14 protein-coding genes are annotated in these 13,511 nt (G+C 43.4%); 9 read left to right on the top strand and 5 right to left on the bottom strand.

Annotated features, from left to right (window positions below):
• The first annotated feature begins 88 nt into the window (after nucleotides 1-88).
• A complete protein-coding gene (locus tag R8N49_RS05810) occupies nucleotides 89-583 on the top strand; it encodes an NlpC/P60 family protein (RefSeq protein ID WP_186584267.1) in 495 nt (164 codons plus the stop codon).
• A gap of 45 nt (nucleotides 584-628) precedes the next feature.
• Here R8N49_RS05810 and R8N49_RS05815 read toward each other — a convergent pair whose 3' ends face one another.
• The 3 genes from R8N49_RS05815 to R8N49_RS05825 form a co-directional block, all read right to left on the bottom strand.
• Nucleotides 629-973: a DUF3802 family protein gene (locus R8N49_RS05815; protein ID WP_005377620.1), complete on the bottom strand. Its 345-nt coding sequence runs from the start codon at nucleotides 971-973 to the stop codon at nucleotides 629-631.
• A gap of 190 nt (nucleotides 974-1,163) precedes the next feature.
• Complete coding sequence (locus R8N49_RS05820; protein ID WP_025766666.1) at nucleotides 1,164-2,126, bottom strand: GGDEF domain-containing protein; 963 nt, start codon at nucleotides 2,124-2,126, stop codon at nucleotides 1,164-1,166.
• Nucleotides 2,126-3,100: a response regulator gene (locus R8N49_RS05825; protein WP_021033872.1), complete on the bottom strand. Its 975-nt coding sequence runs from the start codon at nucleotides 3,098-3,100 to the stop codon at nucleotides 2,126-2,128. The genes R8N49_RS05820 and R8N49_RS05825 overlap by 1 nt, the downstream gene beginning before the upstream one ends.
• Before the next feature lie 224 nt (nucleotides 3,101-3,324).
• On the opposite strand from R8N49_RS05825, the gene R8N49_RS05830 reads away from it, so the two are divergent.
• Together R8N49_RS05830 and R8N49_RS05835 are read left to right on the top strand one after the other, a co-directional pair.
• Nucleotides 3,325-4,191 carry a fructosamine kinase family protein gene (locus tag R8N49_RS05830; RefSeq protein ID WP_005377623.1) on the top strand — a complete coding sequence of 289 codons (867 nt, stop codon included), beginning with the start codon at nucleotides 3,325-3,327 and terminating at the stop codon, nucleotides 4,189-4,191.
• Nucleotides 4,192-4,444: 253 nt separating this feature from the next.
• Nucleotides 4,445-4,639 carry a CPXCG motif-containing cysteine-rich protein gene (locus R8N49_RS05835; RefSeq protein ID WP_318189877.1) on the top strand — a complete coding sequence of 65 codons (195 nt, stop codon included), beginning with the start codon at nucleotides 4,445-4,447 and terminating at the stop codon, nucleotides 4,637-4,639.
• Between the two features lie 75 nt (nucleotides 4,640-4,714).
• On the opposite strand, the gene R8N49_RS05840 is transcribed toward R8N49_RS05835, so the two are convergent.
• Nucleotides 4,715-5,326: a riboflavin synthase gene (locus R8N49_RS05840; protein WP_005377625.1), complete on the bottom strand. Its 612-nt coding sequence runs from the start codon at nucleotides 5,324-5,326 to the stop codon at nucleotides 4,715-4,717.
• A 392-nt stretch (nucleotides 5,327-5,718) separates the two neighbouring features.
• Between R8N49_RS05840 and R8N49_RS05845 the strand changes: the two genes are divergently transcribed.
• Both R8N49_RS05845 and R8N49_RS05850 read left to right on the top strand, forming a co-directional pair.
• Nucleotides 5,719-7,089, top strand: coding sequence for an MATE family efflux transporter (locus R8N49_RS05845; RefSeq protein WP_005377626.1), 1,371 nt, complete (start codon nucleotides 5,719-5,721; stop codon nucleotides 7,087-7,089).
• A gap of 133 nt (nucleotides 7,090-7,222) precedes the next feature.
• Entirely contained in the window at nucleotides 7,223-8,221 is a 999-nt protein-coding gene (locus R8N49_RS05850) for a DUF3080 domain-containing protein (RefSeq protein ID WP_132936654.1), read from the top strand.
• Between the two features lie 15 nt (nucleotides 8,222-8,236).
• Here the strand turns inward: R8N49_RS05850 and R8N49_RS05855 are convergent, their stop codons facing one another.
• Nucleotides 8,237-9,082 (bottom strand): DNA ligase, encoded by an 846-nt coding sequence (locus R8N49_RS05855; protein ID WP_191116136.1) that lies wholly within the window; start codon nucleotides 9,080-9,082, stop codon nucleotides 8,237-8,239.
• Between the two features lie 419 nt (nucleotides 9,083-9,501).
• On the opposite strand from R8N49_RS05855, the gene R8N49_RS05860 reads away from it, so the two are divergent.
• From R8N49_RS05860 to R8N49_RS05875, 4 genes are read left to right on the top strand one after another with little or no spacing between them, the layout of a single operon-like run.
• Nucleotides 9,502-9,822 carry an STAS domain-containing protein gene (locus tag R8N49_RS05860; protein ID WP_017634929.1) on the top strand — a complete coding sequence of 107 codons (321 nt, stop codon included), beginning with the start codon at nucleotides 9,502-9,504 and terminating at the stop codon, nucleotides 9,820-9,822.
• 26 nt (nucleotides 9,823-9,848) lie between these two features.
• A complete protein-coding gene (locus R8N49_RS05865) occupies nucleotides 9,849-10,715 on the top strand; it encodes an OmpA family protein (protein WP_065274524.1) in 867 nt (288 codons plus the stop codon).
• Entirely contained in the window at nucleotides 10,712-12,814 is a 2,103-nt protein-coding gene (locus R8N49_RS05870; protein WP_186584268.1) for an SLBB domain-containing protein, read from the top strand. The genes R8N49_RS05865 and R8N49_RS05870 overlap by 4 nt, the downstream gene beginning before the upstream one ends.
• Nucleotides 12,814-13,500 (top strand): AAA family ATPase, encoded by a 687-nt coding sequence (locus tag R8N49_RS05875; protein ID WP_005377635.1) that lies wholly within the window; start codon nucleotides 12,814-12,816, stop codon nucleotides 13,498-13,500. Before R8N49_RS05870 ends, R8N49_RS05875 begins: the two co-directional genes overlap by 1 nt.
• Nucleotides 13,501-13,511 lie beyond the last annotated feature (11 nt).

A 13,511-nucleotide genomic window follows, 5' to 3' on the forward strand; every position in this document is an offset into this window, starting at 1 on the left:
TCCGTCACATTTGTGAGACAAAACCGTGATTTGCAGCCCATACTATGGATTGGTTATGACACTAATATTTCAGTTGTGAGTCATAGAGATGACAGGTGGTGATTTGCGTCGAGTATATTTTCCTTTGATAATCAGTGTGCTACTAAGCGCCTGCTCTTCTGGGCCTGAGCCTAGTGAGCAAGCACAGGTGACAACACCTACAAATCAGCTATTGTCGGACAACCCTGACTTGTTCGACTTTTACTCAGAGTGGCACGGCACGCCTTATCGCTTAGGCGGGACACAGAAATCTGGAATTGATTGCTCAGCATTTGTACAAAAAGCGTTTATTGAGGCTTATCAGCTCTCGTTACCAAGGACAACGAAGCAGCAATCAAAGCAAGGTGTGGAGTTAAGTTGGACGGATGCCAAGCAAGGGGATCTAGTGTTTTTTAAAACAAGACGTACAACTTATCATGTCGGAATTTACTTGGGTAACAAGCAGTTCATGCATGCATCGACGTCTAGAGGTGTGATTATTTCAAGAATCGACAACCCATACTGGGCATCTAAGTTTTGGCAAATAAGAAGAGTTACAATGTAACTCCTCTCACTCTTTAACCGGACATTGCTGTAAGTTAAAACAATATCAGTCGTAAGTCGCAACAGCATTATCGAACAGATTTTTGACCAGAGCGATGTATTCATCAAGGAACGTGATCTGTTCATTGGTCGCTTTTTTATGCCATACCCCAGCCAATATCTCACCAAGATCTTCAACAACTGCATCAGCCTCTTTCAATAATTTGAAGCGTACGCTCGAGTGAAGTTCTGGATTTTGCTCAAAAATCGCCATGATGTTTGAAGCCACCATATCGGTGACAACATCTTCGATGCTTTCGGATCCAGTGTCGCCAATTTCGGTCGTAAAAATATCTAGATTTAGAGACAAGTGCTCGATAAGAGCGAGATATCCATCGGTTTCTAAAACCACTGTTTTTCTCCGTTTATTGCAAGCCTTCGAAGCTGAAAGCAGAATAGTTTCAATAGTAAGACATGCCGAGAAAATTTCATTAACTTATTTCATATTAACAAACATTCACGAACCAACTGGATGATTTTCAAACAATTGAGCTTTGCTTCACTGAATTCGGATACAGGGTTTCTTCAAACCTTTTTATATTTCAGTCATTTTCATGCAAACAGGTTTGGTTACGACCATTTTCTTTTGCACGATACAGCGCAGCATCGGCACTCTTTAACCATTGAGTGTGAGTTTCAAAATAAGGCTTATACTCGCAAACACCAATACTTATCGTGTAATTAATCAAAAAATCTTCCACTTTCACGATCTCTTGCTCAATTCTTTTGCGCAAACGCTCTGCGAAATAGCAAGCTTGCTCCTGGTTTGTGTGAGGAAGTAGTACGGTAAACTCTTCACCACCAAAACGACCGCAGATGTCACTGCTCCTTGCTGTTTTTCTCAACAAGGCAGAGGTTCGACGAATGACTTCGTCCCCTGTCGGGTGACCATAAGTATCATTCACCTTCTTAAAGTGGTCGATATCGAATATTACTAATGAGCATGGTCCGTCGATAACTTTTAAGTGAGCAAACTCATCTTTCAATGATTGCTCCCAATAAGCGCGATTAAATAAACCTGTTAAACCATCTTTGCGACTGATTTCCGACAAATGTTGATTTGTTTCTTTCAAATGAATGCGATTTCTCGCAGTTTCAGAAACATCATTGACTTGAATCGCTATGTGGCTGACCTCTCCTGAAAGCCCAATTAACGGCGTGATCACGATATCTTGATACATAAAATCACTGCTGTTTGAAACCGGAGAAAAATTGTTGAACTTAAAAAGGTACGGTCGGTTTTCCCAGCTAGAAAAAGAACGAGTTTCCAGATCGGCGGCAGCTTTTATCTTGGTTTCTAGCCAAGTTCTTGGCAGCTCTTCAAAATGCTCAAATAAACATTCACCAAGAATTTCTTGTGATAGAACGCCACTGTATGACTGCATAAAACTGTTCCACACACACACTTTATACTCTTGATCCAAAACAATAAGCCCTGAATCCATCGTATCGAGAATTTGTGTGACCCAATGAAAGTCTGCTATGTCCAGCGTGATATCGGACATTAGATTAGCTCCATGATTTCATAGATTATTTCTACGGATGGCTTATCAATTAAAAACAGTACCTCGCACTCGAAATCGAGCGCTTCTGCCATGTAGGTGTATTCGATAGTAAAGAGCTCACCCAACTCGCCTTGCTCTTCACAATAAGGTGTTAAGGTATCCACAATGCCTGGCTGACGAAGTGAGAACTGCTTGTCGAGTTGATCGCCCAATGATGTGAGAAATGACGAGACCAGTAGGTTAGAGATATTCAAGATGATTTCATTATGAGGCGTAAACTCAAGGAGGTAACCTAATTTTTCCCCAATCTGATTGATATCCCTACCACGTAAGCACACCAGTGCCTCTCCGTGAATACCACCACCGACAAACCTCTGCGCTACCGCAACGGAACTGTCACGCCCAACCACATCAACCAGTGTCATATGAAGCTCGCCGTAGGACAACGGTCCAACATGAGGAACAGGAAGTTGGATGAACTCATGTAAATGGTCAGCCATAATCGCAGCCCCTTTACCAAGGGCAATGTTCGCAATTTCACGGAATTTGGCTAGTAAGGAAAGCTCTTCGCAACCCTGGTTTTTAGAATCAACCGAATGACTAGGTTTGAACGCATAATGCAGCCCTAATTGTTCGTATAGTGGGAGCACCTGCTCTTCTGTCAGAGGCTTAGCGATAAAAGCTTGAGCACCAAGATCGAGACAGCGCTGTTTTGCCTCTTGTTGAACATCTCCAGAAATAATGACGATTTTGGTCGGGTACTGACTAACAGGTAATGATTCGAGGACCTCAAAACCATCCATTATGGGCATCGTTAAATCGAGAAACAAAATATCGATATTTTGCTCAGCAAGAATATTAAGCGCCTCATAACCATCTTGCGCTTCAATAAGATGCAATGATGTATCTTGTACGATAGAACGCGCAATAAGCTTTCTTGCAACAGCTGAGTCATCACATATCAGTATTTTCATGCCACCAATGGAACTAACGTCAAAAAAATCATAATACCTGTTGTAAACGTCCATCTCCATATGCTAAGCCAACAAATCAGAGGCTTATAAGCGATTTGATTCACATTTATACAAATTGACTACACTAAGAGGAAGGTTTCTTTACTAAGTATGCTCAACATAGCGCCAACTCCCTGCTATTTATCCTAAACTATTGGTGGTCAAATAGATTCGCGAGGTTTTGTATGTGGCAAGCAATATCGCAACAGCTTTCTGATACTTTATTGTTCGATTACCAGATCACGGAAAAAGTAAGGCTGTCTGGTGGGGATATCAGTGAAAGCTACATGATCAATGATGGCGAGCAACGTTATTTTGTGAAAATTAACGATCGCGAGTTTTTGTCGAAATTTGAGGTAGAAGCTGAAAGCCTGCATCTTTTGCGTGAAACATCCACCCTATTTGTACCTGAGGTGGTATTGGTTGGTAAAACCAAAAATGCCTCATTCTTAATTCTTAACTACCTTCCAACGAAACCATTAGAAGATGGTCCCAACAGCTTTAAATTTGGGCAGCAATTAGCTCACCTACACCAGTGGGGCGAGCAAAAAGAGTTTGGTTTTGATACCGACAACTATCTCGGTTCGACTCTACAGCCCAACAAATGGCACAAGAAATGGTGTGTATTCTTTGCTGAGCAACGTATAGGATGGCAATTACAGCTCCTTAAAGAAAAAGGCGTCACCTTGGTTGATATCGATGACTTTATCGATGTCGTAAAACAGCGGCTAGCAAACCATGCTCCGGAACCTTCTTTGTTGCATGGCGATTTATGGAATGGAAATGCGGCACTCACTGCATTCGGTCCTATCTGTTACGATCCTGCGTGCTATTGGGGGGACAGGGAGTGTGATATTGCGATGACGGAGCTTTTTGGTGGATTTCAACCAGAATTTTATCAAGGCTACGAATCGGTTATGCCACTTTCTTCAAGCTATGAAGAGCGTAAAGATATCTATAACCTTTACCATGTTCTCAACCATTGTAATTTGTTTGGCGGCCATTACTTGGAACAGGCTCAACTGGTTATTAATAAAATCATTTCTTATTAATTTGGAAGCCACTGCATATTTCAATATGTAAAATCTCGAGGCACATCACTACAGAAGATCACCCTAAGCTCAAGGTTGAGTTTGGGGTCAAGTTTTGTACTTATTTCGACTCAATTAGCAACAACTCGACCTAATATCAAAGGAGACTTAACTTTGGATTGTGCCTATTTTCCTTGTAGGCAAAGTAAGTAAAGGGCTGTACTTCCTTGATGAATAGTGTGTTTAAAAGCCCTGCGAGATTAGGAGTTGTTGTATGAAAAATTATACCGAAAGGTATGTAAAGTGCTCGCATTGCGGACACTCTATCGGCATTACATTGGATGCAAGTAATGGTGACCAAGAGTTTTATGATGATTGCCCAGCTTGTTGCCACGCTATCCACCTAAATATGCGAGTGGATGAGTTACAAGATAAGGTCGAACTAATTATCGATGACAATTACGAATAACAGCTCGAGCATGTGAACATCAGAAATATAAAAACGCTTAAATGAAAAAGGAGCATTAGGCTCCTTTTTCTCATTCTAAAGCTGTTTTGCTGCAAGAACGCGCTCAACAGTATCAACAATTGCTTGAGTCTGAGGATCAAACTCAATATTAACACGCTCCCCTACTTGTCTCACTCCGAAAAGCGTTCGCTGCAAGGTTTCTGGAATTAGGTGTACCGAAAAACGACACGCTTCAACTTCACCAATAGTTAGCGAGCAGCCATCTAAACCAATGTAACCTTTCGCTAATACATATTTCATTGATTCTTGCGGCAGTTGAAACCAAATCGTGCGGTTATTGGGCGTATCGATGATATCGACAATATCTGCCGTCAAACTAATATGACCAGACATGCTATGCCCGCCTATTTCGTCACCAAACTTAGCCGCGCGCTCAATGTTTACGCTATCCCCTTCCACCAGCCGACCTAAATTAGTAAGAGCCAATGTCGCTTGCATTAAATCAAAACTGATAAGGTTGCCTTCGATCTTAGTCACAGTTAGACAACATCCGTTGTGTGCAACGGATGCACCAATTTCTAACCCTTTACAAAGTTCATCGCTTAACTCGACAACGTGCGTTTGAAAGCGTTCTTTTTTATCAATTTTAACGACCTTCGCCGTACCCTGAACTATTCCTGTAAACATTTCTTTTTACCTATTGATTTCATACCAACTGTAGTTGAAGACTAAGCCTTAAACACTGCGCTACGGGCCGGAAATAAAGACCGCAGACGATAAAGCAACGGCTTAATGAACACTGGTCTGCTCTCATGCATGTTTCAACATTACCATGATTCGCTGCTGTTCTCAGTAAAAGCGTATCCTTAGCGTGGAGAGCGTCCAGTCAGTGTTATCGACTATTCACTACCTAGCTATGGAATATAAACATACAATTGTTTATCATTTGCGCGGAGTTTCTCCGAGGCATTTTTTCACCTTATCGTGACTAAAATCAACCATCAGATCCGTTCACCACATCTTTTGCCCTCGAGTACTCTCATTCTTTCAACTTATTGTTCCGCTCTGGAGTATTTTTCGTGCATCGCTATAAAGAAGAAGCATCAAGTCTTATCAAATTGGCGACCCCGGTATTGATCGCATCTGTCGCTCAAACTGGTATGGGGTTTGTTGATACCGTAATGGCTGGCGGCGTTAGCGCCACCGACATGGCTGCGGTTTCTGTCGCTTCAAGTATTTGGCTACCATCCATTTTGTTTGGGGTGGGTTTATTAATGGCATTGGTCCCTGTTGTCGCACAGTTAAATGGCTCTGGTCGTCGAGTGAAAATACCGTTTGAAATTCAGCAAGGCGTCGTTTTGGCATTGCTGATCAGTGTGCCGATAATTGCAGTCCTGCTCCAAACCCAGTTTATTCTCGGGCTGATGGATGTTGAAGCACTGATGGCTGAAAAAACGGTGGGATACATTCATGCCGTTATATTAGCAGTACCCGCTTTTTTACTTTTCCAAACGCTTAGAAGCTTTACGGATGGTATGTCATTGACGAAACCGGCAATGGTTATTGGCTTTATCGGTTTGCTGCTCAACATTCCTCTAAACTGGATTTTCGTGTACGGCAAGTTTGGTGCACCTGAATTAGGCGGTGTTGGCTGTGGTGTAGCAACCACGATTGTTTACTGGGTCATGTTTGCCATGCTATTGCTGTATGTGATGACATCAGAGCGATTGAAAAGCATCAACCTATTTGGAGAATGGCATCGCCCACAATGGAAAGCGCAAGTTCGTCTATTCAAGCTCGGCTTTCCTGTTGCAGCAGCGCTGTTTTTTGAAGTGACATTGTTTGCTGTTGTTGCACTGCTCGTTTCACCACTGGGTCCTATCATTGTGGCAGCGCATCAAGTCGCGATTAACTTCTCCTCGTTGGTATTTATGCTACCAATGAGTATTGGTGCAGCAGTAAGCATTCGTGTCGGCCATCGACTTGGTGAAGAAAACGTAGATGGCGCGCGCGTAGCGTCACGAGTCGGCATTATGGTTGGTCTAGCATTGTCCGTTCTCACAGCGATTTTAACCGTCTTGTCTCGTGAGTGGATCGCCGAGCTTTATACTAGCAACCCAGAGGTAATCACTCTAGCGATGCACCTGCTCGTGTTTGCCGCTGTTTATCAATGTACGGATGCGGTTCAAGTGATCGCAGCTGGTGCATTACGCGGCTATAAAGACATGCGAGCCATCTTCAACCGTACTTTTATTGCTTATTGGATTCTTGGGCTCCCAATTGGTTACGTCCTTGGCCGTACAGACTGGATTGTTGAGCCAATGGGAGCACAAGGCTTCTGGCTTGGTTTTATCATCGGCCTATCTTCTGCTGCCTTTATGTTAGGCGTCAGAATGCGTTGGATGCATCGCCAAGAGCCAGAAGTGCAATTGAACTTTTCAGTTCAATAAAAAGTAAAAAAGCCAGCTTCCGCTGGCTTTTTTGATCGAATAATCACACGGTTGAGTATACTTATAACAAGATTACGAAGCGGTTGATTTTGCTCTCTAGACAACGGATACGAAGTTATAAAAAAGGATATTTGTGCGGTCTATTTTATTGTTCTTAATCTTGATTCTTAATGGTTGTGATAACTGGTTCAATCCAGAGAACGCCATGTTTGATAAGTATCATCAACGTGTAGCCAATGTATTGGAAGCTCCTGCTATTCCAATAACATTACAGTCTACGGTAACGATTCCTGCGAAACGCGTTTTGTTCGAGCCATTGCCAAGGCTATCTATTGGCCTGCTAGAGAGCTATCAATTACGACAGTGCGGACTCTTCAATTTACTTGCTGAGAAAAACTCGCAACTTGGAAAGGTGCAGGATGCCTTTCATGATTTTGATTATCAAACTGCCCTTTTAAGAGTCATGCATCGATGTTTATCCGAATTTCCACTTAGCGATGAAGAACGCGCGACATTGGCAGAGCTTTACTCAACCAAGTGGCAACATTTAGACATTCATCTCGACAACTTACTACTCGTAAGTGATGCCATGCAGAAGCAACTAACTGCCTCTGATTGGCTATCTCAAGACACGACGAATGATATTGCACGCATTAACGATGTCTATCGTATTTTCAGCGAAATGTATGATTTACCCCACCGCGCGGTCTCACGTCTACCCGATGTGGAAGTTACGCAATATCAAGAAGAGTTAGAGAAATCTCGTTTACTCGGACGACTTTACTATTCAATGGTAAACACATCCCTTTGGTTAAAAGCGACAACTCAGCTACTTGAGCAGAACCAGAGCAATGTATTGTGCGGGCCGAACAGAGACACCACCCAGTTCCGCTACTTAAGAAATGTCTTTCAATCCATTTACGTTGAAGAAGTGCAACCTTATTTGGCTTATTTAGACAGTACCTATCAACAACTTAATGATGGTGCCACTTTGGTGGAGAACCGTATGCAACTCCATGGTCACCAGTATGGCATAATTGAGGCACATAGGACATTTAGGCAAGAAACCCTAAACCACGTTCAGTTTTGGCAGGGTCTCTTCAAACGATGTGGCGTAACCGTTGGCAACTAGTAAGTGCAGAGCGTTCTATTCCTTCAGCCTTTCACGCAAGAATCGAGCAAAACGTGGTTTACCAGTATGTGTAAAACCGTTATATCTAAATGTAATGGTTGAACCAATTTTCGGAGGCTGGCGACGCACTTCATCGGTAAATCCGCTACCGATGTAAAACTCAATGCCATTTGGTAAGCGAACTAACATTGCTCCCATCATACCTAATAAGCGCCCTGTTCCTGGCTTATAACCCACAACTAACGCTTCATCATCTGCGTATCGTTTTAGTTTAAGCAAATCACTACCGCGTCCAGCCTGATAGCGGCTTGATACCTTCCGCAACATCACCCCTTCACCGTCGGATATTGAAATTTTATCCAACTGTGTAAACAGATGAGCTTCATTTTGAATGGCTCGGTGCTCGACATATTTGATATGAGGCTGGTCGACTTCAAGCACTAAGGCTTTGATGTTGTAATAACGCTTCCGATAATCACCAGCGGAATATGGCATATCAAAGATCATAAAGTCGATATGTCGCCAAGCAGACTCTACAGGAGTTTTATCTAATACCGTTTGCTGAACAAGATGGAAGTTACCTCTCCCAGCCCAAAGTTCACCGTCCAACGGATAATCAGGCAAAGGTCCTGTAAACCAATCTGGGGCGTAGATTCGATTACCATTTCTCGTCACGAGATGTTGCCCAGTCCAATAAGCGCGAACACCATCAAGTTTTTCGCTATACCAATATTCAGACACATCAATGCCATCCTGATAGCTTTGTGCAAGAGAAACTGGTGGTGCGAGAGAAGTATCCGCTTGAGGCTGTGAAGACGCAGCCATAACAGCCAACGCAATTAATGTCATTTTTAATGGCATAAGAAGACCTTGTACAAAAAATCGCCTTTATTGAAACGTAAGTCCTCTCGATGACCTATTTATTACTAGTTATTCTTCGACTCATAACAATCAACATTAGTAATAATTTGCAAAGGTAATCATAAACTTTATGACAGGTTTTGCATTTAGTCGTTACACGTTATTCACGTAAGGCGGATGGTTCGTCAATCGAGGTGGAATCTAATTATGATGCCCCCGCTCTAACGACTTCTTTCGGCTCAACACCTCTTATAAGCAAACCATTTCTGTGTGCGTTTTTGATTCTCAATTTGAGAATCAGTCCTTTCTCAAATTGAACAATATCATTAACAATATTTAACTATTTGATTTTTAATTAATTTCAAATTGGCACGTTACCTGCTCTATATCCAATTAGAAAAACAAACGGAGACAGAGTCATGGAATTACGCAAACTAGAAATCAATCAAGACAAGTTAGCCATTGAGTTTTTTGGTGACTTAGACGCAAGTGGCTGTCGACAAGCACAACATCACATTGATGAAGTAATTCACAACAATCATCACAAAGAAGTCGAAATTAACCTACAGCACGTCCAATTTCTTGATTCTTCAGGGATTGGTGCCATTGTTTACTTATATAAGCGTCTAGTTGAACGTGAAAGAAGCATGAGTATTGAAAACGTATCAGGCCAACCTTTAGAAATCATGAGCTTGCTTCGTATCAACCATGCCATTCCCGTTAACTCAAAAGGACACTAAAAATACCGGTTTAAACGGAGGTTGGCATGGTAAATCTTATACGACGATATGCAGTAAGCGGTCTTGTTGTCGGCATGTTTGGTTGTTCGTCGTTTGACTACCCAGAACACGGGAAAGGTGGCTTGGCGGAAAGCTATCAAGATATCTCGATCGAGAATTATCAGTTTTCCCCAGTGATGCCTGACGAGCCTTTAGGTCCAGAACATGGGTTAAGGTTTGATTGGCAACTGACCAAGTTACATCTAGACGCACTAATCCAAGAGGGCGCGCGCTGGTGTTTTCCTGCGGCAGTTGTTCAGGCCCTTGAAAAACAAAATAGAATTGCGCGCGAGTTAGAAGGTGGGCTTTTACTCGACGCTGCCAACGACCTTGTGATTCAGCGTCGACGCTTAAACCAGCTCGAACAACAACTCGACTACGTACTGAGCCAAACCACTTGCACACCGCCCGATGATATTGAAGCTCTACGTAGCGACCTAAACATAGTCTCGGATATCTATGCACTACTTAATATCGACAACCAGTTTGCTGTCGATTCAGCAGAAATCAACCCGAAGTACATGGGACATTTGGCAGAAGCAGCCTACATTTTACGTGACCACCCCAACCTATCTCTTGTAGTAACGGGGCATGCGGATGCAACTGGAACACCCGATTACAACCAGAAACTTGCTCAAGCGCGTGCGGAACAAGTAAAGCGTTACCTAACCGTATTTGGTATCACTTCAGAGAGAGTCACTACCAAATCTGTCGGAGATAACCTGCCACTCTATGAAGGTGAAACATCCGCCGTGCGTTTAACTAATCGTCGAGTAAGCATCGAGGTTATTAGCCCTAATTCAGATAGCGATAGCTCAATAAACCGCAACCCAACGGCAGGAGGCGCGCTATGAACACGATGAAACCATTTATCCTCTTAATGTTGTTGTGTCTGGTCGCGTGGGTACCTTCTTCCATAGCGGATGAGAGCAATACTGTTAAGGTCGGTGATTTAATACAGATTAACTTACCTGGAGAGGCGTCGTTAAACCAAGGGTTTCAGGTTGATCGTCGTGGACGAATTAATTTACCAGAAGTCGGCCCTGTATTAGTGGCCGGCTACAATGAAAAACAACTCCAAGACGTGATTATCGACAGGCTAAAGACCGTGTATCGTGACGTTAACAACGCTCGAGTTTTTATTAAACAGCAACAGTTGTTAGTGTCCGTTCAAGGCTACGTGGTCAAACCCGGTGAATATACCTTACCTTCTGGGTCCAACATTCAAATGTTTGTGTACGAAGCTGGCGGCCTGCGCGCTGGGGCTCAGCTTGATAAAATGATCGTGAAACGTGGAAATAAAAACATTGAATTTGACTACAAACGCTTCCTTGATACGGGTGACAATAGCCAACTGCCAAAACTAGAATCACTGGATGTCTTATTTGTCCCCGCTTCCCCACTCGTAGGGAATATTGAGCAAGAGTTTGATGCAGCAAAACTCGCGAATTCAGGTGACAGCGCAGATTCCGCTCGTGCAATCAAAGTCTTTGGTGAAGTCAACGCACCTGGCTCGTTCTCATACAAGCCAAACACCACGCTAGTTGATGTCGTAATGCGAGCTGGCGGCGTGACACGATATGCCAGTGTTGAGCAAATTCGCGTGATAACAAACAATAACCCAACCATGTTTAACCTGAAAAAGTACCTTGATACTGGAGACCAAAGCCTACTGCCAGAGATCCTGCCAGGTGCCACCATCTTTGTCCCAAAACAGGAAGAAGAAATCAAAGCAGGTGCAAATGTGGTTTACGTGATGGGTGAAGTCGCCCATCCTGGGGCATACGAAGGCAAGCAAGGCGCTAGCTTCATGGATATCCTCGCCAACGCTGGCGGGCCCACTCGCTACGCAGAATCTCGCCAAATTCGCGTTATAAAAGCCGATGGCAAAGTCATCAAATTCGATCTTACCGCGCATACAGAAGGACTATCTTCAGCCAGACCACCAAATGTTGGACCAGGAGATGCGATTTTCGTGCCGGAGAAAACCGATTTCAATGAGAAGTCTTGGTTAAAAGTAGCACCTAGTCGAGCGGTCGCAGTGATGGGAGAAGTTGTTCGCCCTGGACGCATCGAGTGGTCAGACGAAATGGATTTGATTGATCTGCTTGCACACGTTGGTGGCCCAACTCGACGAGCTGATACCACCAAAATTGAAGTCGCCAATAACGGTCAAATGACACAATTTGACTTAGACCAATACATTCTGGATGGCTCACCAACATCAAGCCTACCTCGAGTTTCCGCTGGTACAGTCGTAAGGGTACATGCATTGCCTGACGACCCATCCGATAATAAGTCGCAATGGGTAAGCCAAAGCTCTGACGCATCGATATACGTTTTCGGGCAAATCAATGCACCTGGGCGCTATCGTTTCACCGAAGATATGCATTTTCTGGATATTTTGTCTGCCGCCGATGGACCGACAATGGATGCAGATATTCACAACATTCGTGTCACACACCGAGGCCTAGGTTATGCCAAAGTGAGTAAATTGAATTTATCGATGTACTTTGAAACAGGCGATGAGTCAATTCTGCCCCACGTTCGTCCTGGTGATACCATTTACATTCCAGAAAAAAACAAAAACTGGTTAGATCGTTCAAAAGAATCCACGGTACGCGTATTAGGTGAAGTAAGAGACCCGGGGCGGTACGTATTCAATGACAACATGACTGTGCTTGATCTCTTAGCGGAAGCAGGAGGACCAACTGATAATGCCTACCTTGAAAAGATCAGTGTGGTCAATATGTCTTGCTGCCAGGGCCAAGCCCGAACATTTGATTTGGTGAACTTTAGTAAAACAGCCAACATTTATGAACTGCCAGTCATTCGCGCAGGCGACACGATTTACATTCCCCATAAAGACGAAAGCTTTGTTGAAAAAGCGAGGGCCGGATTAAGAGATATTTTACAAATCACCACAACCATCGTGTTAATAGGAGCGTTGTAATGACTATTCCTGCAACTCACGCTGAGATTGAGCAAATTTATCTTCAGAGTGAACAGAAAGGCCACAAAACGATTTGTGTTGTGGGTTGTAAATCTGAAGATGGTGTCACTTCCGTGGCGTCATCTCTTGCAGAGCGCTTGGTTTTAGCAGGCCACAATACTTTGTATGTAGACCTTAACTTATTCAAACCCGCTTATCACACTGTTCACGAATTTGATGATGACGAGAAGGTTGGCCATTTGATCACACGAGAGAATACACATCAAACTTTAGTCGGCCTCCCTGCTCCGTCTCTCGCCAGCACTCAGTTAGCGTACCGAGACCCAACAACGCTGAAACAAAACATTGCACAATGGTTAACGCAGTACGAGCGCGTCGTGATAGATACATCGCCACTTCTTAGTGTCAACCGAAGCAATATTGCGCCTCAAGTGATTGCTGGCGTATGTGATGCTACTTTGTTAGTAGCGCATTATGGCTCTACGACTGCAACCCAGCTCGAGCAAGCCAAAAAGCTACTCGATGCTAGCGATGCGAACTTGATTGGTTCTGTACTGAACATGAAGCACACTCCAAGCCTGAAAGATGAGTTAATCCGCCAAGTTTCCAAGCTGCGTTTCTTACCAAAAAAGTGGAAAGAAAAACTGTCTCAGCAAATTAAAAAAAGCGAACTGTTTATGTTATAGGGAGCGCTATT

Source organism: Vibrio sp. 1978 (assembly GCF_033344345.1).